This is a genomic window from Nocardia alba NBRC 108234 (assembly GCF_001612665.1).
GTDB classification, from domain to species: domain Bacteria; phylum Actinomycetota; class Actinomycetes; order Mycobacteriales; family Mycobacteriaceae; genus Nocardia; species Nocardia alba.
Genome location: NZ_BDAX01000002.1, coordinates 485,655 through 510,332, shown reverse-complemented (window position 1 = coordinate 510,332; position 24,678 = coordinate 485,655). Strand labels below are relative to the sequence as shown.

Here is a 24,678-nt window from a genome sequence, read left to right as displayed (position 1 = left end):
GAGCGGCTCAGTGCTCGCGCAACAGTGCGCCCGCACCGTCGATCCGATCCTGGATACCGTTGTCGCGCAGAGCCATCCACCAGGTGACCGCATTGATCGCCAGCACCGGCTTGCCCAGCCAACGCTCGGCCTCGTCGGCCAGGCGCACCATCGACAGATTGGTGCCGCACTGCACGATCGCGTCGACCTCGGGGCTGTCGACCTCGAGGATCGCCGCGCGCAGTTCGTCCTCGGTGACATGGGCGATCGACACCGCGGTCGGACACCGCAGTCCCTTGATCGCGGTCACCTCGAAACCCAGCTCACCGAAGAACATCACCACATTCTTGTCGCCGATCGGCTGATACGGGGTGACTACCGCGATGCGGCGAGCCCCGTACAGTTCCAGTGCTCTCCGGCACGCCTCGGCGCCGGTGGCGACCGAGAGCCCGGTGATCTCGGTGATCTGGCGGACGAACTCCACATTGCCCGCGACCCCGCCCCAGAACGTCTCCGCGGACATACCCATCACCATGTAGTCCGGTTCGCAGGTGAGCACCCGCTCGCAGGCCGCGCCGATCTCGGCCCTGATCTGGTCGAGCAGTCGGGCCATGCCGTCGTCGTCGCTCATGTTCTGGTCGCGGATGTGGATCCGGCTGAAGTGGGCGGTGACGCCGGGCACCGTCATCCGGTAGAAATCGGGCTCGACGATGGTGTTCGTCGACGGTGCGATCACGCCGAACTTGCGGCGCCAGCCGAGTACGTCGGTCATCGGGTCTCCTGGGTGGTGTCGGTGGCCTGGCTCGAACCCAGTCGCCACGCGGCATAGGCGAAGGCGGCTTGGGCCACGGTGTTGCTGAGTTGTTCGGCCCACTGCAGGGCCACGGTCTGGTCGGGTCGCGAGGCCAGCGAGCCGAGGATGAAGAACACCAGCAGCTGGATGCCGAACAGGCTCGCCGCGAGGGTGTCGCCGCGGCGGCGCGCGGTGTCGATCAGCCGGATGCCGGCCAGCGTCGCGAACACCGTGGTGCTGACCAGGAACACGATCGGGTCGCCCGCCAGCACGGCACCGGCCGCGCAGGTCACGATCAGGCCGGGAACGAGGACCAGCAACCACCGGGGGATCGGCCCGGCCGCGCGGGTCAGGACCAGGCAGAGCAGTCCGAATCCCAGTGTGAGCAAAGGGAACAGCGCGCCACGCAGCCACGGGTAGTCGCCGTGGCCGGTGGCGGCGAGGAGTTTGGCGGTGGCTTTGGCGGCGCCGCCGCAGCCGATCAGCGCGGCCGCGACGAGGACCGCACCCCGATCGGGCACGGTGCGCCGCAGCAGCACCACCCCGATCGTGGTGAGCAGCACCGGCGCGAAGTCCTCGATCGCCAGCGAGACCGGGTAGTCCACGGTGGCGCTCATGCGGCGAACAGGTCGCGTTTGCGCAGTGGCGCCGTGGCGAACCGGCCGATCACCTTGCCGGTGGTCAGCCAGCGCACGTGGGCGCCGTTGCGGGTCCGGGTGACCGCCCGTTCGGCCAGCCAGGGCGCCACGGTGTCCACTCGGTCGGCCAGGATGTTGAACACCTTCTGCGCCTTGGCCAGTTCCGCCGGATCGGCATAGCCGTGGGTGAGCAGATCGGTGACCACCATGCCGGGGCTGAGCAGTCCCACCGAGACACCGTCGGGCACTTCCTTGCTCAACGCCTTGGTGAGATAGGTGACGGCCCGTTTGCTCGCGCCGTAGGTGGTCAGGCCTGCGACCGTGCGACCGTCACTGCCGAGTCCTTCCATATTCCAGAGGTGGCCGTGGCGCTGGGCCGCCATCGCGGCCAGCGCCACGGCCGACCCGTGGACGACACCGAGCAGATTGGTCTCCAAGACTGCCCGCGCGGTGTCGGCGGGCAACTCCCACAGGGGTTTTCGGTCATGGGAGACACCGGCGTTGTTGATCCAGACATCGATGGGTCCGAAGCGGGCGGCGGCGTCGTCCCAGAGTGCCCGCAGCTGGTCGCGGTCGGTCACATCGGCCGTCGTCACCAGCGCGGCGCCGCCCAGCGCGGTGTCGACTTCGGCGACGCGGGCGGCGTCGGTGCCGCACGTGGCCACCTGATGACCACGAGCGAGGAGCTCGGAGACCATGCCGAGGCCGATCCCTCTGGTGCCACCGGTGATCACCACGGTACTCATGCGCGCTCCACTGTCCCGTGCAGCACCGCGGCCAACACGTTGTGCTCGAAGATCTGGTACACCACGGCGATGGTGCGGCCCGCGCCCATCCCCGGTTCCGCGTCGGTCATGAACTCGCGGCCGATGATCCGGCGCCCGTCGGTGGTGTGCATGCGGACGAAATTCGCTCGCCCGTAGGCGTTCGCGTTGCCCCACAGCTGCGGACCCTCGTGGAAGGACCGCACACCGTCGCGGCGCAGCCGGAAGGTGGCGTCGAGACCGAGCGGGTCCTTCATGATCAGCCGGTGCACGGCGGTCAGCAGGTCGATCGGGTCCACCGTCAGTTCCACGGCCACGCTGCCGACCGCCTCTCCGCCCGCGTCCCACAGTTCGAGATCGCCGCGATAGCAGCTCTTCTCCTTGGTCGGCAGGATGAAAACCTCCGAACCGCAGCGGGTCTCGTGGTCGATATGGTCGTCGGCCAGGGCCGGGTCGCGGGTGTAGAGCCCGTCGAAGACGCCGATCACCGCGGGTCCCTGCGAGAGCACCGAGGAGTACACCTGGGTGTCGCCGATCGTGAGATTCCAGGTGTCGAGGCAGACCTGCCATCCGGGCCCGTAGTAGTGCGCGTCGACGAAACCGCCGTAGGGCTGACCGGAGCCGTGGAAGTCGGGACCGGTGTAGATCCGCTCGGACCCGGTGTCGACGACACCGAAGGCGAACGGGGCGCCCAGGGCGAACCGGCCCGCCAGTTCGCCGCCGCCGGTCAGGCCGCCGTCCATGAAATAGGTGGTGACCCCGTCGGCGAAGACCGAGGACCGGCGGATGTCCTCGAAACCCAGCCAGGTGCCCTTGGCGTCGAACAGTGAAGGGCGCCCGATCCATTCGCCCTCGATGCGCTGCTGGAAAGCGCTCGGCGTACTCATGCGAGCAGCTCCCCACGGACCCGTTCGGTCTGTTCGGGGCCGAGCAGCCGGGTGACCTGTGCCCAGACCGGGTCGACCTCGGGGTTGAACAGGTTCGCCCGGTTGGCCAGATCCCGGGTCGCGGTGTCGGCCGTCACCGGCGGCACGCCCTGCTCCACAAGACTCAGCCACTGCGCGAGATAGCCCTCGACGGTGTCCCCGAGGGCGGTGAAGGCGTCCTCGGTGGCCCGGCACACCAGCATCCACGGCGACATCATCGCGCGCTGTCGGGGTCCGATGGCGGCGGCCGACACCCCCTCGATCTGCCACGCCTGCTCCAGCAGCGAGGTCAGCGGCCCGAACGCGGCGTCGAGATAGTCCAGGTGTACCGCCAGATCCGCACGCGGGATCAGATCCAGGTGCATGGCGAAATACTCACCGCCGTAGACGGAATCGAGGGTGAAGTGCGGCACCGCCGACTCGGGTGGGGTGAACGCGAACACCATGTGCGAGTCCAGACCGATCGGCGGCACGACCAGCTGGACGGACACGACCTTGTCGATCGGTCCGCCGCGCCACACCCGCAACCGTCCCACCGGGGTGGGCGACATCGGGCTGGTCAGATCGACGTCGTCGACGGTCGACAGCTTCAGCGCGGTGGTGAGCGTGGCCAGGGTCCGCTCGCTCAGCGCGGCGGGCAGGCTGGTGGTGGGGGTGGTCATCGAGGATCGCCTCCGGTGCGGGCCTTGTGCACCCAGGCACTGGCCAATTCGGGATTGTCACGGCGGGACGGGGAGGGCAGGACGGTGGCGGTGCGCCGTGGCCCGTCACCGGTGATGATGTCGTCGCCGCCGACCCACCAGCCCTGCTTGATCAGTTCCAGCCTGCGTCGGCGGTAGGCGACCTGCAGACCGTCGCTGCGCACGTGCAGTTCGTCGGACAGGTCGAACGGAAGCAGTTCGGGTCGTTGCGATTCCACCACCGGGCGGTCCTGCAGCAGGATCTTCTCGATCCGTTTGCGGGTATTGCCGTCGGCCCAGCCGCCGGTGAAGAAATTGCGGTAGCCGAGGATCTTGATCAGCGTGCGATCCTGCGACAGCGGAATGTTGAAGTCGTAGAGGAGCATGTCCCCGATCGGCAGCCGGATGTGCAGTTTGACGATATTGGGCAGGTACCAGGCATTGGTGACCGTGACGAATTCCGGCCGGACCTTGCGCTTGTACAGCATTCCCCACAGTCCGCCGGGGGGCGGCGGGCTCAGATCGATATCGGCCTCGGCCGACCATTCCGTCTGCCGGATCCGGAAATCCGGGATCTGTGGCTTGTCCGGATTGCCGAAAGCCGTTCCGTGCACGAAGGGGGTGTGGGCGGCGTCGACGACGTTCTCGAAGGTGCGCTCGTAGTTGGCGTTGACCTCCATCTCGAACTGGACGGCCTTGAACGAGGAATCGTCGTGCTCGGGGATGACCGGGATGGGTGGGCGTTCCTCCTCGGGCAGATCGCCCAGAAAGGCCCACACCATGCCGTAGCGCTCCTGGGTCGGATAGGCGTCCACCCGGGCTTTACGCGGGATCGACCGCTCCGCGGAATTGGCGGGGATCTTCACGCACGCGCCGTCGGGGTCGTACTGCCAGCCGTGATAGGGACAGGCGATACAGTCGTCGGTCACCGTGCCCATCGACAGGGCGCCGCCGCGGTGCACGCACAGGTCCGACAGGCACACCGGCGCCCCGGCCCGGGTGCGGTAGAGCACGAAGTCCTGGCCGAGGCAGGTCACCTTGCGTGGCTCGCGGGTCACCTTGTCCGCGAATTCGAGGGCATACCAGAAGTTCTTCAGCATTCGTCGCTCCTAGGCCGGATCAGCTGTACGTGCTCGGCCTCGAACCCGGCCAGCTCGACCTCGGCGTGGGGTCTGCCCGACAGATGGGTGTGCAGGAAGGTTGCCGTGAGCGCCGCGAACGGGGGGAGCGCGTCGGTCTCGGCGGGGCCGTCCAGGAAGGCCCTGGCCGCGGTGGGGTCGGCATCGGCGATGCCGAAGTGATTGGCGCCCTTGATGATCGCGAGGAGATTGGCGCCCTCGGGGAGGGCCTCGTCGAAGGTGCGGCGCACCGGGTCGGGCCGGTTCGCCCCGTCCTCGCCGTAGCGGTCGGCACTGCCCTGGATAACTCCGTCGTTGGTACCCACACCCAGCAGGACCGGGCAGGCGACCTGGGCCGGCAGCACGGTGCCGGGCTCCCAGCCGAGCATCGTGGCGACCATATTGTGTGCGCCCCAGGCGAAGACGGCGCGCACGCCGGGGAAGTAGCGCGCCGACTGCAGCACGACCGTGCCGCCCGCCGAATGACCGCCGAGCGCGACCCGGTCCAGGTCCAGGGCGCCGCGCAGCGGCGCGAGCTCGGCGAGTTCGGCCAGCGAGGCCAGGATCGCACCGATGGCCGGGCAGGTCGGACGGGTGCCGTACGCGTCGGGACGGGCGGCGTCGAGTTCCACTCCCGGCGTGAGACCGCGCAGCCCACCGAACAATTCACCCACCCGGTCGACGGTCACCACTACGAACCCGGCTTCGGCGATCGCCACCGCGAACCGTCGATAGGCCTCCTGCCCGACATTGACCCCGGACATGAACAGCACCACCGGATAGGGCGCACCGGCCGGATCCGGACCGAACACGCCGGTAAGACGCTCGGCGTCGTCACCGGTGGCCACAGCCGGGTAGTAGACCTTCAGGTGCGCGGTATCGAACGGGGCCGTGCCGTCGGTGCGGACAGACCACCAGAGAGATCGGATCAACAGTTTCTCCTCGCTCACAGGCCCGGCCGCGGCAGTTCTCGGTCGCCACCCCACAGGGCGCGCACCAGCCGTTCGGTGAGTTCACGCCCGAACATGCGCTCGCCCATGACATTGGCGGGATCGCGCTCGGCGATATTGCGGCGGATGGCCAGATCGCGGGCGGCGAGCTCGGGCCGTTGCGCCGCGGGCACCTGCTCGCCCGCGGCTACCCATCGCAGCCACTGCTGGACGCGCCCGGTCAGCACCTCGGCGACGGTGTCGAGATTGGGGCGGGTCGCCGGGAAGGAGTAGCAGAACGCGGTGGGGGACAGGCTCGACCGGATGAACGCCGTGCGGCTGGTGAACCAGGTGAAATCGGGGTGGTCGGCCTTGAAATCCAGCCACGGCTGTTCGTTGGGCGCGTAGAAGCGGTCGAAATAGTCGCCGTCGCCGACCAGGTCACCGCGCGCGATGGCGTCGACATAGAACCAGCCCTCTGGCCACAGCAGCATGGCCGAACCCAGGTGTGGCACCCGGGTCGCCGGGCCGAGCCAGGCGGTGAGATGCAGGTTGACGAAACCTGTTCGCGGATCACCGATCCAGGAGTGCACCAGCCAGTCGATCTCGGGACCGCTATAGGCGGCCAGGCTGCCGGAAGCGCCGCCGGGGGTGCCGTAGGACTCGAGGTCGACGGTCGAGGGGTCGCGGGTGAGTTCGAAACGTTCGGCGATCTCGGCCTTCAGGCCGGTGAGCAGTTCTCGCCACTCCTCGAAGGTCTCGGTCACATCGGTTCGAGGGTTCTCGTCGACCATTTGCTCGACGTGTTGCACGGTCTCGCTCATCACTGCTCCGAAAGGGTTGTGGCGTAGGCGGTCATGGCGTTCAGCGCAGGCCGGGGTCGGCCCGCGACCAGGTCGGTGCCTTTGGACACCATCCGGTTCACGGCTTGGGCGGGGCGGATCGTGGCCCGGACGCCGTCCGAGCCGGGGCGGACGGTCGTCACCTCGGGATGACTGATCACACCGGTGAACGGCCCACTCCAGGCGGTCCACAGGGTGAAGTCGGGGCTGAGGGCGTAGATCGCGCCGGTGAGCTCGCCGTCGCGGACGCCCGCGGCGACCACATTGAGCCGGTTCTCCGCGGACCGTTCGGCCAGGCCGAGGCTCAGCTCCCAGTTCTCGGTCGGTGTGCACGGCACCGCCGCCACATCGGCGTCGCGGATCGCGGCCAGCCGGAACGTCTCCGGGAACAGCGCGTCGTCGCCGATCACGAGAGCTATTCGGCCCCAGGCCAGATCGATGATCGCGAGGTCGTCACCGGGGTCTGTCAGCCAGGGATGACGGGCGGTCGGATGCAACTGGGCCTGCCGGGCGACGACCCCACCGGCATCGAGCAGCAGCCCGACATGGGCACCGCCGTCGCGCACCGTGGTGACCGCGTACGCCCCGGTGCCGTGCAGGGCGGTGACGATCGCATCGACAGGCAGGTCAGTCAGTTCTGGCAGCACGATCAGATCGGTGCCATCGGCCGCCCGCTGCGCGATCGATCCGGCGTGCGCGGCGCACACCGCGGCGTTGGCCTCGGCCGCGCCGACTGCGGCTACGCGAGCACCGTCCGCCGCGCGCAACGGCATATAGAGGCTCGGTCGGCGCGCGGCGAGCACATCGGTGCCGTCGGGGCGACGTTTGTCGTCGGCCCGGGTGACGTCGATATCGGCGACCGCCAGGTCCTCCCCGGTGGCGGCCGCGAGCGCGACCGGGATGCCGTCCGGCGCCACGATCTGGCTCTCGCCCGCCCCGTGCAACCGGTGCGGTGGGACACCGAGCTTCGCGGCGATCGCGGGCAACTGTGCCTCGGGCAGCAATGGTCCGACCTTGTTCGCGGCGACCACCCACACCTTGTTCTCCGCGGCCCGCACCGGAATGTGCAGGCTCGCCTCGTCGGTGGCGAAGGAGTTGAGACTGTTGAGCAGCAGCTGCGCGCCCCGCACGGCCAGGGACCGAGCCACTTCGTTGACTACGCCCTCCATGCACGCGTACATGCCGATGCGTCCGATCGGGGTGTCGATGACCGGGGAATCGCGGGTGCCCGGATCGAGGTAGTCGTTCTCGGCGCCCATGAGAACCTGCTTGTCGGACTCACCCAGCAGCACCCCCTCGGGGCTGTAGAGCAGGCTCGTGCCGGTCGTCGCGCCGTCCGGGCGAGCGAGGGTGACCCCGATCTTGACGTACATCCTGTGGCGCGTGGCACTCTCGGCCACGCTGGTGAGGAATGGATCACCCGGTCTGCAGGCCATTCGCCGGGCGTGGGCGCGGTCGGCGTACCAGGATAGGTGGTTACAGAACTCGGGCAGCACCACCAGCTCGGCTCCGGCGTCCGCCGCGCGGTCGATCATCCGCAGACACGCGGACAGATTCACCGCGACATCGGTGCCTGCGGCCAGTTGTGCGGCCGCGACTCTCGTCATGGATGCGCACCCACTTCCTGAGTAGCAGTAGCGTTTCGTAGAACGAAACAGCGTTTCCAATACGGAAGATTCTGTACCCGGTCTTCGGATCTGTCCAGGGGCGACACCGGATTTCACGGGGCGAAACACCGTGGAAACCGATTGTCGCCGGTGCATTGTGCGGACCTGCCGCCACGCCTTGACACTCTTCGCGCGCTGTGGGTTCAATAGGTCAATTCCGAAACCGCGTTTCCTATAGCGAAACGCTTGCTGGCGGGGTGGCCCATGACAACCTCCGTAATCCCTTGCTCCACTCGACTTTCGAGGTTCGTCTGAGATGGCGGCCGATCGAATCCGTGATGCCACGCTGACGCTCGCCGCCGCCGCGGCGGCCCCGTTCGCCGGTGGGCTGCTGACCCTGCTCACGAAACCGTTCGGCGGTGTGGTCGGGGTGCCCGCGCAGGTGGTGGGCTATCTGACGCTCACCGCGTTCGCCGCGGGCATTCTCGGCGCCGTCGTCACGATGCGATATCCGCTGTCGCCGGGCCTCGCCGCGATCCTGGCGATACCGGCCGGTGCGGGGCTGGCGATCGCCGGTGCGACGTCGGCTGTGTGGGTGTTCTCGGTCGGTGTGATCGTCGCCGGCGCGCTCGCTGGTCCGGTGCTGGTCTGTAGCCGGTCGCTGACCTGGGCGAGCGCCTCGTCGACCTGGTGGCAGACCGCGATGATCGCCGGATTCGCCGGCGCCGCGGCGGTCGCGGCCTTCACCCAGCTCGCACCCGGTGCGGGGCTGGTCGCGGCGGGCATTCTCACCGCGGTGTCCGGTGCTGTCTCCTACGTGATTTCGTCTACGCCACAGGACTCGCCTGTCTCACAGGAGGAAACGGGTGCCCGGCGCGAGCCTGTCGGAATACCGTGGCGCACCTCTGTTTTCTACGGCCTGACGGGGCTCGTCGTCGGCGGCACCGTCTTGCCCGCCCTGCACCTGCTGCTGTTCCGGTGGAGTGAGCTCGGCCGAGAACAAGCCATGCTGTTGCTCCCCGCCGGCGTGCTGGCGCTGCTGGTGATGGCGTTGCCCGCCCCGTCCGCGGGAAACATCGCGCCCCTGATCATTCTGGCCGCAGGCGGCCCACTGCTGGTGGCGACCGCCCCGGGTTCGGTGACCGTGGCGATCGGCGTGTGCGTCACCGTCGTGGCCGCGACCTGCGCGGCCCGCGGCCTGGACCGGGTCGCGACCGGGTCCGCCGGACCGACCGCGATCCTCACCGCCCTCGGGGTCGCGGCCGGTTTCGGCGCGGTGTCGGTGGCCGGCGAATTCCTCGGCAACGGAACAGCACTCACCGTCCTCACCCTGACCGTCCTCGGCGGCGTGTCACTGGGCACCCGCACCACCCCCGCACCCGAGCGAGGTATCGCGTGATCCGCACCGTCCTGACCGCGACGGCCGCCGCGGCGGTCCTCGCCACGATCGCGGCACCGCCTGCTCTCGCAGCGCCCGGTGCTACCGTCGAGGTAAGCGCATCGAGCGGGGTGAGCGAACTGCAACGGATCACCGTGAACGGCAGCGGTTTTCAGCCGGGGCTGTCCGCGGTCGCCGTCGGTCTGTGTAAACAGAATTTCGTCAGCGGAATCAAGGACTGCGACCTCGAAGGCGGCGCCACCTTCGTCAATATCGGCGCCGACGGCACCTTCCCCACGGTCACCCTCACCGCCCGTGCCCGCTTCAACGCCATCGACTGCGCGACCCAGCAGTGTGTGATCGCCGCCGCTCCGCTACCCGGCGCCGAACCGCCCGCGGTCCGCGCCGCGAATTCGGCCGAGGTCGCCGTCACCTTCGCCGGATCGGCTCTGTCGCCCCGGAGCACCCCCGTTCCGGGCTCCACTGTCGCCACCGAGCGCGACATCCAGGGCCCGTCCATCGTGCTGTGGGGCATCACCGCCGCCCTGCTGCTCCTCGTCGCCGCCGTCACCCTCATCGGACGCAGGCGTCTGTGAAATCCCCTCAGGAGGAACAAATGAAGAAGACCGCAATCCGGTGCGCAGTCATGGCCGCCGCCACCACGGCCGCCGTCCTCGGTTCGGTCGTAGCCGGCACACCACACGCCGCCGCCGACGTCACGGTTGCACCCAGCGCGAACACGGGCTTGAGCGTCGGCCAGTCGATCACGGTCGAGGTCGGCGGCCTGCCCGCGAATCTGGCGAGTGTGGCTGTGGGCCAATGCAAACCGGCGATCGTCGCGCCCACGGACTGCAACCTCACCGGCTCGCTCCTCGGCACCGCCGACGACAAGGGCGTCTGGCAACCGACGGGCGGCAAACGAACGGTCACCCTGATCGCCGCCGTCGGCGGCACCGACTGCACCACCGCGGCGGGCGCCTGCACCCTGGCCGTCACCAGTCTGACCGACCCCTCCAAGATCCTGGCCTCGACCCCGCTGGCCTTCGGTGCCCCGACCACGACCCCACCCCCCACCACTTCCGTTGCCGCACAACCGGACAGCGATGACGACGACACCAACGTCGCGCTCATCGTCGGCGTCGGCTTTGTCGTGGGGGCCGCGGTGGCAGTGGTCGCCACCGCTGTACTTCGCCGCCGCAAAAGCTGAGGATCCCGCCGTGAGCTCCGAGCTCACGGCGGCTCCGACAAAACTGCCACAGCCCCCACTCATCTGGAGTCGGGTTTCCGCCGAGTCAGGGGCGCGGCTCAGCGGCGACTGTCAGTTCGTCGGATACGCGCGGGCCGACAGTCCCGGACCACCCGCCCGGAAAGCGGCCGGGGCGTGGATCACGGTGGGCTGCGCGTATTCCCGGAGTCCCTCCTCGGCGTACTCACGCCCGGAACCGCTGCGTTTGGTGCCGCCGAAGGGAGCCCGCAGCGACATTCCAGTGCGGTTGTGGGTGTTGACGAAGGTGAAGCCCGCCTCGATCCGGGCGGCGAAGGCGAAGGCGCGGTCCTCGTCGGCCGACCACACCGACGCGCCGAGGCCGAGTTCGGAGTCGTTGGCTCTGGCGAGCGCGTCGTCTTCGGTCGAGTAGCCCAGCACGGGCACCAGCGGCCCGAACTGCTCCTGGCACACCAGGTTCGCGTCGTCGGGCAGTCCCAGCACGAGCGCTGGTTCCACGAAATAGCCGTCACCGGTCGGCGCGTCGGCGAGGCGGAGCACGCTGCCGCCGCGGTGCCGGGCATCGGCGAGCAGCTCCGACATTCGGGTGGCCGCCGCGCGGGTGACCACCGGTCCCATCGTGACCTCGTCGATCATCGGATCGCCGACCAGCAGGATCCGCTGGGCCGCGGCCCGGTAGGACTCGACGAACTCGTCGAGTCGTCCGGCAGGCACGTACAGCCGTTTGGCGGCCATGCACACCTGTCCCGCGGTGGCGAACGAGGCGAGCACCAGTCGCTCGTAATCGTCTGCCGTCAAAGCGAAGTCGTCGAGGAATACCGCCGGATCGTTGCCACCCAGTTCGAGCACGACCGGGGTGAGGGCACCGCCCGCGGTCGCGGCGATGCTGCGGCCTGCCTGCCCGCCGCCGGTGAAGGTGACTTTGCCGACGAGCGGATGTGACACCAGCGCGGTGACCAGCTCGGCGCCGCCGTGGACCACCCGAACACCGGGCAGCATCGCGGCCACCTCGGTGACGGTCAGCGGTGCCAGCGGAGAGGGCTTGAGCACCACGGTGTTTCCCGCGGCCAGCGCGGGACCGAGCTTGAGCACGGCCAGGATGATCGGGGCATTCCACGGGGTGATCGCGACGATCACCCCGTAGGGTGCCTGCGCGCAACTCAGCCTGCCCAACTCGTCGTCGAGCAGCGTGGGTGTCAGGACTCGCTGCGCGTTCGCGCACACCCAGCGCAGATACGTCGCGGCGAAGGCGATCTCACCATGGCAGTCGGTGACCGGCTTGCCGGTCTCGCGCGCGAGTAGCGCCGCGAGCTCGGCTCGGCGTAGGTCGAGCCGGTCGGCGGCGTCGGCGAGTTCGACGAGCCGTCGCGCCATGGTGACGGCGGCGCGATCGAGGAAGTCGCGGTGGGCGGCGCGCACGGTCGCGTCCACCTGATCGACCGGCGTGACCGGGACGGCGCCGACGCGTTCGGCGGGCCGGGCCGGGTTCTCCCGAACGAGCTGTGCCCCGATCATGGTCGCGGTTCGAGGGAATCGAGCAGACACGATCGGCGCAGGTACGCGCGTGCGGCCGCCGGATCGGCGACGAGGGCGCGCAGGTGCTCGCGGAACGCGCCGTCGTTGCCGCGCAACAGTTCCCAGTTGGTGTGGCTGGCCCGTTGGACGTGCTCGACGGCCACCGTGCGCCGCCTGCGCGCGACAGTGTCGAGCACCGCGTCGGGGCAGCCGTCGAGAACATCGGCCAGCGCGGTCCCAAGTTGCACGGCGTCGTGGATGCCGCTGTTCATGCCGAGGCCGCCGAGCGGGTTGTTCACATGCGCGGCGTCGCCCATGAGTAGTGCCCGCCCGATCCGGAACCGGTCGGTGACGCGCTGATGGACGCGGTAGAGGGAGGCGTGGCGCAGCCGCCACGGGCGGCCCAGGTCGGCCACGGCGGTCAACCGGTCCGGCAGGCGCCCGAACTCCTCCTGGTCCGGGGTGGCGGGCGCGGTGGGCAGCAGGACCCGCCAGTGCTGCGGGGTGCGCAGCAGCACGAGCCACTCGTCGGCGTCGAAGACATAGTTCACCGGTGCGATGCCGGGCAGCGCGGCGGTGAGGTCCTCGTCGACCGAGGCCACCAGGAACCGTTCCAGGTAGGTGGTGCCGTCGAAGCTCGCGTTCAGGCCGCGCCGGATCGCCGAATGCGCGCCGTCGGCGCCGATCACCCAGTCACCGCGCACATCGCCACGGGTGGTGTGCACGGTGGCGCCGCCCTTGTCGACGGTCACATCCAGGGCGTGGTGGCCGAAGCGGACCTGTGCCGAGGCAGGCAGCGCGTCCAGCAGGAGCGGGGTGAGGGTGCTCTGCTCGCACTGCACGCGGAACGGGTACGGGGTGTCGCCGGCGAGCAGTCCGAGATCGAGGGTGGCGATCGCGCCGCCACCGCGCTCGCGGTACTGGAAGGTCGGCGCGATGATCCCTCTGTCCAGCAACGGTTCCAGCACCCCGAGGGTGTCGAGCATCTCGAGGGTGGGCGGATGGAACGTGGACGCGCGCGATTCGGTGGCCAGCGCCGCGCCCTGTTCCAGGACGACGACCTCGACGCCGCGTCGGGCCAGGATCAGCGCGGCGGTCAATCCGACCGGTCCCGCACCGACCACCGCGACGGTCATGACCGATGGAGGGCGAAGCGGCCCTCTACGCCGACGACCCGGGCGCCGGTGAAGAACCGCAGCGTTTCGGCGGTTCCCTCCTCGCCCAGACCGGACCAACCCCAGGCGGGTCGCGGTGTCATCAGGTCCAGGCTCATGATCGAAGACCCGTTGACTTTCACCTCGCCCGCTCTGATCTGCTGCGCCACGGCCAGCGCCGCGCCTTCGTCGACACCACAGACGTAGCCCTCCAGGCCGTAGGGCAGTGCGTTGGACAGCGCGATCGCCTCGTCGACGGTCTCGTAGGTGACCACCCCCGCGACCGGGCCGAACACTTCCTCGGTCAGGTCGCCGTCGAGCAGTGTCGGGGCGAGGTAGTTGCCCGTCTCGGGCACGGTGCCGTAGCTGGTGTGGCCGCGCCGGGCGATCGCCGCCCGCACGGCGTCGCGATGTCGCGAGTGCACGAGCGGGCCGAACTCGGTTGCCGGATCGAGCGGATCACCGATGCGCAAGGCGCGCAACTGTTCTCCGATCGCCGTACGGATCTCGTCGGCGCGCGCGGCGGGCAGGATCAGCCTGCCCAGCGCGCGACACCACTGGCCGTTGAGGGTGGTGAGCAGCTCGGCCGCGATGCGGGCCGCGGTGGCGGTGTCGGCGTCGGGCAACACCACCAGGGGATTGTTGCCGCCGAGTTCGAGCTGGGCCGGGCGCAGCAGGGGAGCCGACGCGGCGGCGATCGATCGCCCACCCGCCAGTCCGCCGGTGAACGAAACGGCCTTGATCCGGGGGTCGGCGGCCAGTTGCGCGCCGGCGTCGGCGCCGCCCTGCACGAGCTGGAACATGCCGTCCGGGACATGCTCGGCGAGGACCTGCGCGAACGGAACAGCGCTGTAGGGTGCCAACTCGCTCACCTTGAGAATCACCGGACAGCCCGCCGCCAGCGCGTTCGCCACTTTGTGCGCGGCCATCGGCGCCGGTGCGTTCCACGGCACGAGGCACAGCGCCGGACCGAGCGGCAGCCGATGGACCTGGACGGCATCGCGATCCTCGCGCAGCGCGCCGGCGCGCAGTTGCGCGGCCGCCAGCCGGAACGACCCGGCGACGATCACGCCGAGCAGCGCGGTTTGCCCGATCGGCACACCGGTGGCGCGCGCGTCGAGTTCGGCGATATGGGAGAGCCGCGGCTCCAACGCGTTCGCGATCGTGTCGAGCAGATCGGCATCGACGGTGCCCCGGGCGGCATCCGCCACCGCCAGTGCCCGGTCGATGCGCTCGGATGACGTGGCCACCGCGCGGGCAACCTCTGCACCGGTAGCCGGATCCTCCAGTGCCACACCGAGATCCACCGACGGTGTGCCCCAGTCGCCATCCACCAGATCGGTGATCGGCGGCAGCGCGGCGGTCATCGGACGCCTCCCGTGGCAGGGGCCGTGTCTGAGGACGCCGTACCTGACGATGCCGTGTTCGAGGACGCCGGGGCGGAGGACCCCGTGGCGGCAAGCGCAGCGTCAGTAGGCGCGTAGCCGACCTGCCCGGTGCCGGCAGGCGCGTCGGCGACGGCCGCGCCGGCGACGGGCGCGGAATCCGTGGGCGCAGTGGCGAAGAGCTGGTTGGCCTCGGCGTCGGTCCGGATTCGCGCGACTTCGAGCACCCCACGTTCGGCGGGAAAGGTCATCACCAGACCCATCGCCAGATCGCGCAGTGCCCGACCCGCGCTACCGCTCATCGACGCTGCCGAGGTCCCACCGGCTTTGAGCGCACCGAGGGCCACCTGGAAGCACGCCTCGGTGACCGCGCCCTTACCGAGCCGCCACTGCGTGAAGACCTCCGGCTTCGGTTTGACCGGCGGGTCACTGGTTTCGATCGCGAGCTGATAGCGCAGCCACAGGTATGCGGTCTCCAATTGCCTGGTCATCTCACCGATGATGACCTGGTGCACCGGGGACGAGGCGATGGGAGCGCCGGTGTCGGCGAAGGTCTTGCGGGTGGTCACCGCGAGCGTGTCGTCGTAGACCTGCTGGGCGCACCCGGTATAGACCGCGGCGATGGCGAGCTGATTGCCCACGAAGCTGCCGCGACTCACCGTGAGCATCCTGGTGAACGCGCCGGGCACGGTGAGTGCCTCGTCGTGCGGGATGAACACCTGATCGAGCCGGATCCCGTTGTTTGCGGTGGCCCGCATGCCGAGTCCGTCCCACGGCGCACGGGTGCTGACGCCGGGCGCGCCGCGTGGGACGAAGAAGGTGGCCAAGCCCTCGGCGGTGTCGTAGCCCGCCAGTTTCGCGGAGGTGAGGTAGTAGTCGGCTACCCCGGTCGCGCAGCCGAAAGACTTCTCGCCCTGCAGGATCCAGCCGCCCTCGACCTCGGTCGCGGTGGTGGCGATGGTGATGTTGGCCGCGGCCGTCTTCACCGATTCGGAGGCGAAATTGGCCAGCCAGGTGCCCGTGCCCATCCGGGTGAGCACCTTCTCCGCGAAGGCGCGCACCACCGGTATCTCGTCGGTGGTGAACAGCCCCGCCTCGATCGCCTCGAGGGGGAGCAGTCCCCGCGAGGCGCTGGTGTTGTGGAAGAAGTAGGCCAGTGCGGTGGACGGGCACGCGGTACCCATGGCGAAGGTGGCCGCGGCCAGATCGCGCAGGGTGCCGCCGAGGCCACCGTATTCCACCGGGACTACCAGGCCGAGTAGTCCGGCCTCGCGCAGGAGCTCGACATGACCCGCCGGGAAGGTGGCGGTGTGGTCGGCCGTCGCGGCCGCCGCGCGGAGTGCGGGCAGTATCGCGTCGACCCGGCGGGCGCGTTCGCGTTCCGCCTCGGTCATGTCTTCGACGAGCCGTTCGCCGATCATCGGGCAATCCCCTCGTAGTAGGTGCGGTCGTGGTAGATGAGTGGGGCAGCGGCCCGTGGTGTCGCCGCGGCGCGGACCCGGCCGAGCACGATGGTGTGATCACCAGCCAGGTGGTATCCGGTCACCGCGCAGTCCAGCCAGGCCACCGCGTCGTCGAGGACTGTCGCCCCGTTTCCTGTGGTGAGCCAATTGCCCAGGGCGAAGCGGTCTTCGGCAGAGCTATTCATGCCCGCGAAGCGCCCGCCGATATCGCGTTGGTCGTAGGCGAGCACATTGACCGCGAAGGTCCCGCTGCGTCGGACCGACCGGCAGGTTGTGCCCGCCGAGGCCAGGCACACCGAGACGAGCGGTGGATCCAGGGCCACACTGGTGAAGGAGCTCGCGGTCATGCCGTGGCGGGTGCCGTCTTCGCGGACGGTGGTGACGACGACGACCCCGGTTGCCCACTGGGCGAGCGCCGTGCGCAGATCAGGGAGTCCCACAGCGACCTCCGTTTCGATAGGGGAAACGCTGTTACGCACAGGGTAACGAACTGCGGTGCTTGCGGCAACCGCTGAGCATGGTGCTGCGGCGCGGTGGGTCGTTGATAACGGCGTGTCGACTCCCGGCGCACGGCACGGCGTTTCCCATCGGGAAATCTTGTGGCCTAAGCTGGGAGGGTGTCGGACGTAGAGACCGAGAGCCAGAGCCGCTCCATCGCCGCCGTCGAACGTGCCATGGACGTTCTGCTGTTGTTCGGCCGGACCGGTCGGCCGGATCTGGGCGTCACCGAGATCGCCAACGAGCTCGGTCTCACCAAAGCCGCGGTGCACCGGATTCTCACCGCGCTGCGCAATCGCGAGCTGATCACCGTGGAGCCGGTCACCCGGCGTTACGCGCTCGGGCATGCCGCCATCGCGCTCGGGCGCGCCTACCTCGCGCGCACCGACCTGCGGGTGATAGCGGCGCCCGAACTGCGACGGCTGGCCGCGGTGGCGGGCGAGACCGCGACGCTGTCGATCCGGCGTGGCGATACGCGCATGTATGTCGACCAGGTGGTGCCCGACCAGGAACTTCGGATGGAAGTCGCGCTGGGGGTGCCGTATCCGTTGCATGCGGGCAGCTCGTCCAAGGCGATCCTGGCGTTCCTGCGCGCCGAGGAGATCGACGAGTACCTCGACCGGCATGAGCTCACTCCGTTCACCGACGCGACCATCACCACCCCGCGCACGTTGCGCGCCGAACTCGCCGAGATCCGCAAGCGGGGCTTTGCCATCTCGCGTGGCGAGCGGCAGATCGGCGCGGCCTCGGTGGCCGCGCCGGTGCTCGACCACGACGGCGGGGTAGTGGCCGCGATCAGTGCCTGTGGTCCGCTGCCCCGGTTCGAGCCGCACATGCTCGACTGCGTGCCGCTGCTACAGAAGGCGGCGAACGCGGTGTCGGCGCAACTCGGCTACAGCGGCTGAGTTCACAGGTCCGCCCCCGGCTTGAAGACGCCGAGCGCGGCGGCGGCGAGCACGCTGCCCCAGATCGTCCACACATAGGGCAGACAGCCGTCGACGCTACGTTTGATGATGTGTTCGATGGCCGGGGTGGAGCCCTCGGTCTGTAGTGCCGCGAAAGCGGAACCGAACGGGCGCAAGGTCATTCGAATGCCGAGCCCGGCCGCGACGGCCAGGCTGTAGAGCGAGATCTTGGCGCCGAGCCACTTCGGATCGGTGGTGACGCCGAATGGCTCGGCCACGATCAGGGTGTAGATCCCGGCAGCGGCCATCCCGACCAGCACGGTGACGCGCAGGACCAGGTCGCCGAGATAGGTCGCGCGGACCCGGCCGTGGGTGCGGTGGGCGTGGATCGTGAGCGCCAGCCAGATCGCCGCGATCACCCACACGAGTGCGACCGACCACCAGGGAAACAGGTCGATGCCGAAGGCGCGCGCGCCGTGTGGTTCCAGCGCCATCAGGGTGATCCCGCTGGGCAGGAACAACACCAGGCAGATCTTCGGTGCCAGATCCAGTCCGCTCATGATGCCGAGCGCGGCGGCGCGTGCCGCGGGCGGGCGCGCCGGGTCGATGACGAACCGGCTGGAATAGAAGACGCCGAGGTCCCCGCCCAGCCAGAACACGAACAGCAGCAGGTGGAGCAGGATCCACCAGCCGTGCGGATGTGCGCCCATGAACAATCGTTCCCTTCTGCGAAACGCTGTTTCGGAGTATAGACTTCGCTCAGTCTCACATCGAAACACTGTTTCCACAATCGAAACGGGGTGTCATGCGCACCGTGCTGACAACCGCCCTGTCCCTGCTCTTGCTCTGGTCTCCGGCCGCTACCGCCGCGGCCGACGCGGACGACGGTGTCCGGACCGAAGCGGCCACGATCGCCGGCGACGACGCCAGCATCTGGTATCCGGTCCATCGCGACCGGCGTCTCCCGGTCGCCCTGTTCCTGCCCGGCGCCAACGTCGATCGCGCCAACTACAGCGAATTCGCCACCGCGGTAGCGCGATTCGGGTTCGTGGTGGTGGTGCCCGACCACTACATCCTCCCCGGCTACCGGTTGCCCAGTGAGCACGCGCTCGGCGCGACGCTCGGCTGGGCCAGGGAAACGGTCACGCGCGGCGATTCCGCGCTCGCATCGATCCTCGATCCCGGCCGCCTGGTCGTCGCCGGGCACTCCTACGGGGCGGCGACCGCGCTCTACGCGGCCGCCGACCGATGTCAGATTCCGTTCTGCTTCGGTCCGCCGCTGCCGCATCCGGCCGAACTCGTCGCCGTCGCCGGGTTCGGGCTCAACACCACCATCGGCCCGATCATCGACCAGGTCGCGGTCGCCGGTATTCCGGTGATGTACGTCAACGGCAGTGCCGACGGCATCAGTGAGCCCGATGAAGCGCTGGCCAGCTACGACAAGCTGACCGGCGCGCCCTCGGCGATGTTCGTGACGGTGCTGGGCGCCAACCACTTCGGGATCACCGACATCGACAACCCAGCGGGCGCGACCCCGGACCCACGGGCGCAGACCGTACCCCGCGAGCGGACCGTGGCCACAGTGGCGCACTGGATCGCGTGCTGGTTCCTGGCCCAACTCGGCGATGCCGAGGTCGCGCACACACTGACGGTGTCCGACCCCGCGGTCGAAGTGCGCGTGCGCTGACCGGTGGGTACCCGCGTGGCGACGCCGCTACGCGGGTACCGCTCGTCACTGGTGCGTGGGATCGTCCCAGGCGCCGATGGTCCGGGACCGCACCGGCTGAATGAATCTGGGCGGCAACGTGTTCGGATAATCGTCGCCCCAGTTGGTGGCGTCGCCGGTCATCACGACTTTCGCGTTGTCGGTGTACCAGTCGACCAGATCGGCGTCGGAGCGGACCAACCAGGTGCAGCCCTGTTCGGCGTCGGCGGTGAAGTCGCCGTGGCGGATGAAGGGCGGCCGCCAGAAGTAGGTGCCGGGCCACATCTTGCCGAAGTTGTAGTCGAATCCGCCGTCGAGACAGTAGGCCTCCTCCGAACACGGATGGTGGGCCAGTGGTTCCTCACGCCAGCCGGGCTTGGCTTTGATCAGGCGCGTGTAGAAGCCGGTCTTCTCGTCACGGTGCAGCAGTTTGATGTACAGGCCGGGCACGGGCGTGCCGCCCAGATCGAAACGCATCGGGCTGCCGTCCTTCACGTCGATCCACGGCATCGCGGCACCGTCGAGCACCACCAGCTTCTGGTCGGGTCGGACGAAGTCGCGGTCGGCGTCGGCCGGTTCGAAATGCCAGTCTCCGCGTTCGCGGAACAGCAGGATCTCGGTGCCCGCGGTCACGGTGATCGCGGGGGTCAGTACCCCGGTGGGCGCCATCCAGAATCCGGACGGGCCGAGGGTGGCGTCGCCGATATCGACCCGGCCGGACAGCACGAACCATTCGGTCTCGGCCACGTGCACGCCGGCCGGTCGCGACCAGTCGCTGGTGAAAGTGACTTTGAGAGAGGCGGATCCGTCCTCCTCGTCGTAGCTGAGGTGACGCTGTTCGGCGGTGCCGGTGGCGTGCGGGAATTCGGACGGATGGGTGATCAGGTCGCGGTCGTCGATGAGTTCTACATGTGGACGCATGGGTCCTCCTCGCGGGAGTGAGAATTACGCTACAAACTGTAGTGGTTATATATTTCCACGACAAGATGTATCGTAAATTCTGTGACCCGACCTGGACGGCCCGCGGGGCCCGCCGCCGATACCGAAGCCGTGGTGCTCACCGCCGCGCTCGAGCTCCTGCTCGCCGAGGGCGCGCTCGCGTTGACGCCGCAGCGGCTACACGCGGTCACCGGTGTCGCCCGCTCCACGGTGTACCGTCACTGGCCCGCGCCGCGCGACTTCCTGGCCGCGCTGATCGCGGTGGCCCCGCTCGAGCCGGCGCCGCCGTCGGGTGACCCGGTGACGGACCTGCACGCCGAGGTGGACCTGCTCTGTGATCGCTTGCGCGACAAGCCGGTTGCCGAGTTCCTGAGCGCTCTGGTCACGGCCTCGGCGAGTGATCCCACGTGTGTCGAGCTGCGCAGGCGGTATGTGCTCGATCTGACGCGACCGTTTCGCACCGTGCTCGACGGGCTGGCGTCGCCGGAGGTGGCGGAGTCGGCGGCAACCGAAATCGTCGCGCCGCTACTCGTCGACAGCATGCTGCTCGATCGCGCGGTCGACCGGGATCGGGCGCACCGCGCCGCCGCTGATGTCCTGAATCGAATCGATAGTGCGAGGAATGTGAGATGACCAATATCGTCGGTGCCCGTGCGGTTTTCGGGGTGATCGTGCCGAGCACGAATACCGTCGTCGAACACGACTATTGGCGGGCAGCACTGCCCGGCATCAGTTTTCGTGCCGGTTCGATGTACATCCCGAACCCGGTGATGGGCGATGACGACGACTTCCGCGACCTGCTCGGCCAGATCCGTGCCTCGATCGACACCGCGGTGCGCGATGTGCTGACCGCCGAACCGGACCGCATGGTCATGGGCATGTCCGCCGAAACGTTCTGGGGCGGGATCGAGGGCAATGCGAATTTCGAGCGCAGGCTGCGCGAACGGACCGGGCTACCCGTCACCACCGGCGCGAGTTCGTGCCGAGCGGCGCTGCGCGAACTCGGGTGTCGGCGCATCGTGGTGTTCTCGCCGTATCAGCCGGTCGCCGATGTGGAGGTCGGTCGCTTCTTCACCGAGGCCGGGTTCGATGTCGCCGAGGTGACCGGGCTGCGCTGCCCGACGGCGATGGACATCGCCCGGGTCGACCCCGACCGGCTGCGCACCGTCGTCGCCGAGCTGGACCGACCCGACGTGGACGCCGTTGTCCAGGTGGGAACCAACCTGTCCTTCGTCGGGCTGGCCGACGAACTGGAGGCCGAACTCGGCAAACCGGTACTGGCGATCAACGCCGCGACGCTGTGGCATGCCCTGCGCGAGCACGGTTTCGACGACCGGATCGACGGGGCGGGCACGCTGTTGCGTGAGCACTGAGCCCACCGCTCACGGCAGTAGGCGCAGCGCGGCGTCGAGCGAGATCACGTCGGCGTATTTGGAGTCCAGGTCGAACAGATTGGCTTCGTGCAGTCGCGGGTCACGGTCGCCGCACGCTTGCCCGACCACCATCGGCCGGAACCCGTGCTGCATGGCGTCGGTGGCGGTGGCCCGGACACATCCGCTGGTGGTGAGCCCGGTGATGATCAGGGTGTCGATGCCGTCGGCGGTGAGATTGGCGGCGAGCGCGGTGCCGTGGAACGCGCTCGGATACTGCTTGGACACCACGGTTTCCCCGGGCTGTGGCGCGGGTTCGGGCAGGAAGTCGGCGAGTGGATTGCCCTGCTCGAAGACCGCGAGGGAGGGCACCTTCCGGCGGAACAGACCGCCCTCGGAGGTGCCCGGCCGGTAGGTGACCCTGGTGAACAGCACGGGATGTCCGTTCGCCCTGGCGTGGTCGACCACCGTGATCGTCGCGCGCACCGCGTCTTCCACCGGGGCGCGCAGCGGTGAGGCGTCGTCGAGGTAGGCGGCGCAGATGTCGATCACCAGCACCGCGGGCCGCTGACCGGCACCCAGTGGTCTGCCGTAGCCCGCGCCGCGGGCATCATCGTGGAGATCTCTCATCGGGTGTCCTCAGGCGATTCCGGCGCGGACGAGTTCGGCGATCTTGTCGGCGTCCAAGCCGAGCAACTCGCCGTAGATTTCTTGATTGTGTTGTCCGAGCGCCGGTCCGGCGTGGCGGATCGAACCGGGCGTCGCGCTGAGCTTGGGCGCGACATTCTGCATGGGCAACTCGCCCAGCACCGGGTGGGCGACTCGGACGATGGCCTCACGTGCCGCGAAGTGCGGGTCGGCGAACATGTCCCGCGCGGTGTAGATCCGGCCTGCGGGCACACCCCCCGTGTGCAGCCGTTCGAGCAGCACATCGGCCTCGAGTCCCGAGGTCCAGTCCGCGATGAGGTCGTCGAGTTCGTCCATCCGCGCGCCGCGCGCCACGTGGTTGACATACCGTGCGTCGGTAGACAATTCGGGCCTGCCCATGAGTTCGGTCAGCCGGGCGAAGACGGTGTCCTGATTGGCGGCGATGAGAACCATCTCGCCGCCCGCGGTGGGGTAGATATTGCTCGGCGCGACATTGGGCAGCACCGAACCGGTGCGTTCGCGCTGGTAGCCGGTGACCTCCCACTCCGGCAGCACCGATTCCATCATCGCCAGCACCGCCTCGTAGATGGCCGCGTCGACGAGCTGGCCATGGCCGGTCCGGTCGCGATGGTGCAGCGCGGCCAGGGTGCCGATCGTGGCGAATACCGCGGCCAGCGAATCGCCGATCGAGATGCCGGTCCGCGCCGGCGGGTGCGCGGGATCGCCGGTGGTGTAACGGATTCCGCCCATCGCCTCGCCGATGGACCCGTACCCGGCACGCGGCGCGTACGGCCCGGTCTGCCCGTAGCCGGTGACCCGAACCATGATCAGGCCCGGGTTCGTCTCGCGCAGCTGGTCATAGCCCAGGCCCCAGCGTTCCATGGTGCCCGGCCGGAAGTTCTCGATCACGATGTCGGCTCCGGCGATCAGGTCGCGGGCCAGGCGTTGGCCCTGCGGGTCGCGCAGGTTGCAGGTGACCGATTTCTTGTTGCGGGCGACCACCGGCCACCACAGCGATGCTCCGTCGGCCTGCTCGCGACCCCACTGTCGCATGGGATCTCCGGACCCGGGTGCTTCCAGTTTGATCACTTCGGCCCCGAAATCGCCCAGCAGTTGACCGCAGAACGGGCCCGCCAGCAGCTGGCCCATTTCGATGACACGCAGGCCCTGCAGTGGGCCCGGCGCGGGGGTCGGTTCGGCTGACATGCGCGGCTCCCGATCGTGTGGGGTGGATCTGTGCGCGTCCCGGCGGGTACGCTGGTGGATACACTGTATCCACCAGCGAAACGCGCTGGCAAGATGTGGCATTCAGGAGGACCGGTGGACGTCACTGTGCTCGAGGTCGCCCCGCGCGACGGATTGCAGAACGAGGCCGAGATCGTCATCACCGACGACAAGGTGCGCCTGATCGAGCGCTCGGTCGCGGCCGGAATCCGCCGGATCGAAGCGGTCAGCTTCGTACACCCGGGCCGGGTGCCGCAGATGGCCGATGCCGAGGCGGTGATGGCGGACGTGCCGCGCGTGTCCGGGGTTTCCTACGCGGGACTGGTCTTCAACGATCGAGGTCTGGACCGTGCGCTGGCCGCGGGCCTCGACGAGATCAATGTCGTGGTGGTGGCCACCGATACCCTCAGCGATCGGAATCAGGGGTGCACCACCGAGGTGGGCATCGAGCGCTGGCACGCGCTGGCCCGGCGCGCGGCGGAGTCGGGCATCCGGCGCACCGTCACCATCGCGGCGGCGTTCGGCTGCCCTTTCGAGGGCGAGGTGGCCCCCGCGACCGTGCTCGAACTGGTGCATCGGGTCGCCGAGGCCGGACCGGAGGAGATCGCACTGGCCGACACGATCGGTGTCGGAACACCGGACCGTGTGCGCACTCTCGTCACCGGCGCCCGAGCCGCGGCTCCCCACGCCGACCTGCGGTGCCATTTCCACAACACCCGGAACACCGGCTACGCCAACGCGGTCGCCGCGCTCGACGCGGGCGCCTCGGTCCTCGATGCCAGTACCGGTGGGGTCGGCGGTTGCCCGTTCGCGCCGAACGCGACCGGCAATATCGCCACCGAGGATCTGCTGTATCTGCTGCACCGGATGGGAATACGGACCGGGATCGAGCCGATCGAGGTGGCCGAGACGGGACAGTGGCTCGGTTCGGTACTCGGCCGCCCCGTGCCCGCTCTGCTGGGGCGGGCCGGGCCCTTTCCCTCACCCACGTAG

Annotated in this window: 26 protein-coding genes; 8 read left to right on the top strand and 18 right to left on the bottom strand. The window is 69.0% G+C overall.

Annotated features, from left to right (window positions below; all coding sequences use genetic code 11):
* Positions 1–7 precede the first annotated feature (7 nt).
* Genes NA12_RS04095 through NA12_RS04055 form a run of 9 tightly spaced genes read right to left on the bottom strand, consistent with a single transcriptional unit; the run spans position 8 to position 8,276 of the window.
* Positions 8–751: a maleate cis-trans isomerase family protein gene (locus NA12_RS04095; protein WP_067446061.1), complete on the bottom strand. Its 744-nt coding sequence runs from the start codon at positions 749–751 to the stop codon at positions 8–10.
* The gene (locus NA12_RS04090) at positions 748–1,389 is read right to left on the bottom strand and encodes a hypothetical protein (RefSeq protein ID WP_067446059.1); all 642 of its coding nucleotides are present in this window, start codon (positions 1,387–1,389) and stop codon (positions 748–750) included. The genes NA12_RS04095 and NA12_RS04090 overlap by 4 nt, the downstream gene beginning before the upstream one ends.
* A complete protein-coding gene (locus NA12_RS04085; RefSeq protein ID WP_067446058.1) occupies positions 1,386–2,156 on the bottom strand; it encodes an SDR family oxidoreductase in 771 nt (256 codons plus the stop codon). The genes NA12_RS04090 and NA12_RS04085 overlap by 4 nt, the downstream gene beginning before the upstream one ends.
* Entirely contained in the window at positions 2,153–3,061 is a 909-nt protein-coding gene (locus NA12_RS04080; protein ID WP_067446056.1) for a hypothetical protein, read from the bottom strand. The genes NA12_RS04085 and NA12_RS04080 overlap by 4 nt, the downstream gene beginning before the upstream one ends.
* Positions 3,058–3,762 carry a hypothetical protein gene (locus NA12_RS04075; protein ID WP_067446054.1) on the bottom strand — a complete coding sequence of 235 codons (705 nt, stop codon included), beginning with the start codon at positions 3,760–3,762 and terminating at the stop codon, positions 3,058–3,060. The genes NA12_RS04080 and NA12_RS04075 overlap by 4 nt, the downstream gene beginning before the upstream one ends.
* Positions 3,759–4,880 carry an aromatic ring-hydroxylating dioxygenase subunit alpha gene (locus NA12_RS04070; RefSeq protein WP_067446052.1) on the bottom strand — a complete coding sequence of 374 codons (1,122 nt, stop codon included), beginning with the start codon at positions 4,878–4,880 and terminating at the stop codon, positions 3,759–3,761. Before NA12_RS04070 ends, NA12_RS04075 begins: the two co-directional genes overlap by 4 nt.
* Complete coding sequence (locus tag NA12_RS04065) at positions 4,874–5,830, bottom strand: alpha/beta hydrolase family protein (protein ID WP_084472450.1); 957 nt, start codon at positions 5,828–5,830, stop codon at positions 4,874–4,876. The genes NA12_RS04070 and NA12_RS04065 overlap by 7 nt, the downstream gene beginning before the upstream one ends.
* Before the next feature lie 14 nt (positions 5,831–5,844).
* Positions 5,845–6,651 (bottom strand): oxidoreductase, encoded by an 807-nt coding sequence (locus NA12_RS04060; RefSeq protein WP_084472337.1) that lies wholly within the window; start codon positions 6,649–6,651, stop codon positions 5,845–5,847.
* A complete protein-coding gene (locus tag NA12_RS04055; protein WP_067446048.1) occupies positions 6,651–8,276 on the bottom strand; it encodes a carbon-nitrogen hydrolase family protein in 1,626 nt (541 codons plus the stop codon). Before NA12_RS04055 ends, NA12_RS04060 begins: the two co-directional genes overlap by 1 nt.
* 316 nt (positions 8,277–8,592) lie before the next feature.
* On the opposite strand from NA12_RS04055, the gene NA12_RS34070 reads away from it, so the two are divergent.
* Genes NA12_RS34070 through NA12_RS04040 form a run of 3 tightly spaced genes read left to right on the top strand, consistent with a single transcriptional unit; the run spans position 8,593 to position 10,861 of the window.
* Positions 8,593–9,675, top strand: a complete 1,083-nt coding sequence (locus tag NA12_RS34070) for a hypothetical protein (protein WP_067446047.1) — start codon at positions 8,593–8,595, stop codon at positions 9,673–9,675.
* Entirely contained in the window at positions 9,672–10,250 is a 579-nt protein-coding gene (locus NA12_RS04045) for a neocarzinostatin apoprotein domain-containing protein (protein ID WP_067446042.1), read from the top strand. Before NA12_RS34070 ends, NA12_RS04045 begins: the two co-directional genes overlap by 4 nt.
* 20 nt (positions 10,251–10,270) lie before the next feature.
* Positions 10,271–10,861 (top strand): neocarzinostatin apoprotein domain-containing protein, encoded by a 591-nt coding sequence (locus tag NA12_RS04040; RefSeq protein ID WP_132369859.1) that lies wholly within the window; start codon positions 10,271–10,273, stop codon positions 10,859–10,861.
* A 111-nt stretch (positions 10,862–10,972) separates the two neighbouring features.
* On the opposite strand, the gene NA12_RS04035 is transcribed toward NA12_RS04040, so the two are convergent.
* The 5 genes from NA12_RS04035 to NA12_RS34065 are packed head-to-tail and all read right to left on the bottom strand — an operon-like array spanning position 10,973 to position 16,836.
* The gene (locus tag NA12_RS04035; RefSeq protein WP_067446040.1) at positions 10,973–12,394 is read right to left on the bottom strand and encodes an aldehyde dehydrogenase family protein; all 1,422 of its coding nucleotides are present in this window, start codon (positions 12,392–12,394) and stop codon (positions 10,973–10,975) included.
* Entirely contained in the window at positions 12,391–13,530 is a 1,140-nt protein-coding gene (locus tag NA12_RS04030) for an FAD-dependent oxidoreductase (protein ID WP_067446038.1), read from the bottom strand. Before NA12_RS04030 ends, NA12_RS04035 begins: the two co-directional genes overlap by 4 nt.
* Positions 13,527–14,915 carry an aldehyde dehydrogenase family protein gene (locus NA12_RS04025; protein WP_067446037.1) on the bottom strand — a complete coding sequence of 463 codons (1,389 nt, stop codon included), beginning with the start codon at positions 14,913–14,915 and terminating at the stop codon, positions 13,527–13,529. The genes NA12_RS04030 and NA12_RS04025 overlap by 4 nt, the downstream gene beginning before the upstream one ends.
* Positions 14,912–16,354 (bottom strand): acyl-CoA dehydrogenase family protein, encoded by a 1,443-nt coding sequence (locus NA12_RS04020; protein WP_243654898.1) that lies wholly within the window; start codon positions 16,352–16,354, stop codon positions 14,912–14,914. Before NA12_RS04020 ends, NA12_RS04025 begins: the two co-directional genes overlap by 4 nt.
* Positions 16,351–16,836 (bottom strand): flavin reductase family protein, encoded by a 486-nt coding sequence (locus tag NA12_RS34065; protein ID WP_165914806.1) that lies wholly within the window; start codon positions 16,834–16,836, stop codon positions 16,351–16,353. Before NA12_RS34065 ends, NA12_RS04020 begins: the two co-directional genes overlap by 4 nt.
* 177 nt (positions 16,837–17,013) lie before the next feature.
* Between NA12_RS34065 and NA12_RS04010 the strand changes: the two genes are divergently transcribed.
* Entirely contained in the window at positions 17,014–17,799 is a 786-nt protein-coding gene (locus NA12_RS04010; RefSeq protein ID WP_067446034.1) for an IclR family transcriptional regulator, read from the top strand.
* A gap of 2 nt (positions 17,800–17,801) precedes the next feature.
* Here NA12_RS04010 and NA12_RS04005 read toward each other — a convergent pair whose 3' ends face one another.
* Complete coding sequence (locus NA12_RS04005; protein WP_067446032.1) at positions 17,802–18,509, bottom strand: hypothetical protein; 708 nt, start codon at positions 18,507–18,509, stop codon at positions 17,802–17,804.
* 95 nt (positions 18,510–18,604) lie between these two features.
* Between NA12_RS04005 and NA12_RS04000 the strand changes: the two genes are divergently transcribed.
* Complete coding sequence (locus NA12_RS04000) at positions 18,605–19,486, top strand: alpha/beta hydrolase family protein (protein ID WP_067446030.1); 882 nt, start codon at positions 18,605–18,607, stop codon at positions 19,484–19,486.
* 45 nt (positions 19,487–19,531) lie between these two features.
* Here the strand turns inward: NA12_RS04000 and NA12_RS03995 are convergent, their stop codons facing one another.
* Complete coding sequence (locus NA12_RS03995; protein WP_067446028.1) at positions 19,532–20,425, bottom strand: DUF4437 domain-containing protein; 894 nt, start codon at positions 20,423–20,425, stop codon at positions 19,532–19,534.
* A gap of 81 nt (positions 20,426–20,506) precedes the next feature.
* On the opposite strand from NA12_RS03995, the gene NA12_RS03990 reads away from it, so the two are divergent.
* On the top strand, positions 20,507–21,076 hold the full coding sequence (locus tag NA12_RS03990; RefSeq protein ID WP_067446026.1) for a TetR family transcriptional regulator C-terminal domain-containing protein: 570 nt from the start codon (positions 20,507–20,509) through the stop codon (positions 21,074–21,076).
* Entirely contained in the window at positions 21,073–21,816 is a 744-nt protein-coding gene (locus NA12_RS03985; protein ID WP_067446024.1) for a maleate cis-trans isomerase family protein, read from the top strand. Before NA12_RS03990 ends, NA12_RS03985 begins: the two co-directional genes overlap by 4 nt.
* A 9-nt stretch (positions 21,817–21,825) precedes the next feature.
* Here the strand turns inward: NA12_RS03985 and NA12_RS03980 are convergent, their stop codons facing one another.
* Together NA12_RS03980 and NA12_RS03975 are read right to left on the bottom strand one after the other, a co-directional pair.
* Positions 21,826–22,443, bottom strand: a complete 618-nt coding sequence (locus NA12_RS03980) for an isochorismatase family protein (protein WP_067446022.1) — start codon at positions 22,441–22,443, stop codon at positions 21,826–21,828.
* Positions 22,444–22,452: 9 nt separating this feature from the next.
* A complete protein-coding gene (locus NA12_RS03975) occupies positions 22,453–23,667 on the bottom strand; it encodes a CaiB/BaiF CoA transferase family protein (protein WP_067446019.1) in 1,215 nt (404 codons plus the stop codon).
* 93 nt (positions 23,668–23,760) lie between these two features.
* Here NA12_RS03975 and NA12_RS03970 point away from each other — a divergent pair, with 93 nt between their 5' ends.
* Positions 23,761–24,678, top strand: coding sequence for a hydroxymethylglutaryl-CoA lyase (locus NA12_RS03970; protein WP_067446017.1), 918 nt, complete (start codon positions 23,761–23,763; stop codon positions 24,676–24,678).

Bases quoted from the DNA above. Each gene is read 5' to 3' on its own strand.
- NA12_RS04095 (WP_067446061.1), bottom strand. From the start codon at position 751: ATGACCGACGTACTCGGCTGGCGCCGCAAGTTCGGCGTGATCGCACCG.
- NA12_RS04060 (WP_084472337.1), bottom strand. From the start codon at position 6,651: ATGAGCGAGACCGTGCAACACGTCGAGCAAATGGTCGACGAGAACCCT.
- NA12_RS03995 (WP_067446028.1), bottom strand. From the start codon at position 20,425: ATGCGTCCACATGTAGAACTCATCGACGACCGCGACCTGATCACCCAT.
- NA12_RS04085 (WP_067446058.1), bottom strand. From the start codon at position 2,156: ATGAGTACCGTGGTGATCACCGGTGGCACCAGAGGGATCGGCCTCGGC.
- NA12_RS03975 (WP_067446019.1), bottom strand. From the start codon at position 23,667: ATGTCAGCCGAACCGACCCCCGCGCCGGGCCCACTGCAGGGCCTGCGT.
- NA12_RS34070 (WP_067446047.1), top strand. From the start codon at position 8,593: ATGGCGGCCGATCGAATCCGTGATGCCACGCTGACGCTCGCCGCCGCC.
- NA12_RS04090 (WP_067446059.1), bottom strand. From the start codon at position 1,389: ATGAGCGCCACCGTGGACTACCCGGTCTCGCTGGCGATCGAGGACTTC.
- NA12_RS04000 (WP_067446030.1), top strand. From the start codon at position 18,605: ATGCGCACCGTGCTGACAACCGCCCTGTCCCTGCTCTTGCTCTGGTCT.
- NA12_RS04040 (WP_132369859.1), top strand. From the start codon at position 10,271: ATGAAGAAGACCGCAATCCGGTGCGCAGTCATGGCCGCCGCCACCACG.
- NA12_RS03970 (WP_067446017.1), top strand. From the start codon at position 23,761: ATGTGGCATTCAGGAGGACCGGTGGACGTCACTGTGCTCGAGGTCGCC.
- NA12_RS04070 (WP_067446052.1), bottom strand. From the start codon at position 4,880: ATGCTGAAGAACTTCTGGTATGCCCTCGAATTCGCGGACAAGGTGACC.
- NA12_RS04020 (WP_243654898.1), bottom strand. From the start codon at position 16,354: ATGATCGGCGAACGGCTCGTCGAAGACATGACCGAGGCGGAACGCGAA.
- NA12_RS03980 (WP_067446022.1), bottom strand. From the start codon at position 22,443: ATGAGAGATCTCCACGATGATGCCCGCGGCGCGGGCTACGGCAGACCA.
- NA12_RS03985 (WP_067446024.1), top strand. From the start codon at position 21,073: ATGACCAATATCGTCGGTGCCCGTGCGGTTTTCGGGGTGATCGTGCCG.
- NA12_RS04035 (WP_067446040.1), bottom strand. From the start codon at position 12,394: ATGATCGGGGCACAGCTCGTTCGGGAGAACCCGGCCCGGCCCGCCGAA.
- NA12_RS04055 (WP_067446048.1), bottom strand. From the start codon at position 8,276: ATGACGAGAGTCGCGGCCGCACAACTGGCCGCAGGCACCGATGTCGCG.
- NA12_RS04075 (WP_067446054.1), bottom strand. From the start codon at position 3,762: ATGACCACCCCCACCACCAGCCTGCCCGCCGCGCTGAGCGAGCGGACC.
- NA12_RS04005 (WP_067446032.1), bottom strand. From the start codon at position 18,509: ATGGGCGCACATCCGCACGGCTGGTGGATCCTGCTCCACCTGCTGCTG.
- NA12_RS04080 (WP_067446056.1), bottom strand. From the start codon at position 3,061: ATGAGTACGCCGAGCGCTTTCCAGCAGCGCATCGAGGGCGAATGGATC.
- NA12_RS04025 (WP_067446037.1), bottom strand. From the start codon at position 14,915: ATGACCGCCGCGCTGCCGCCGATCACCGATCTGGTGGATGGCGACTGG.
- NA12_RS04030 (WP_067446038.1), bottom strand. From the start codon at position 13,530: ATGACCGTCGCGGTGGTCGGTGCGGGACCGGTCGGATTGACCGCCGCG.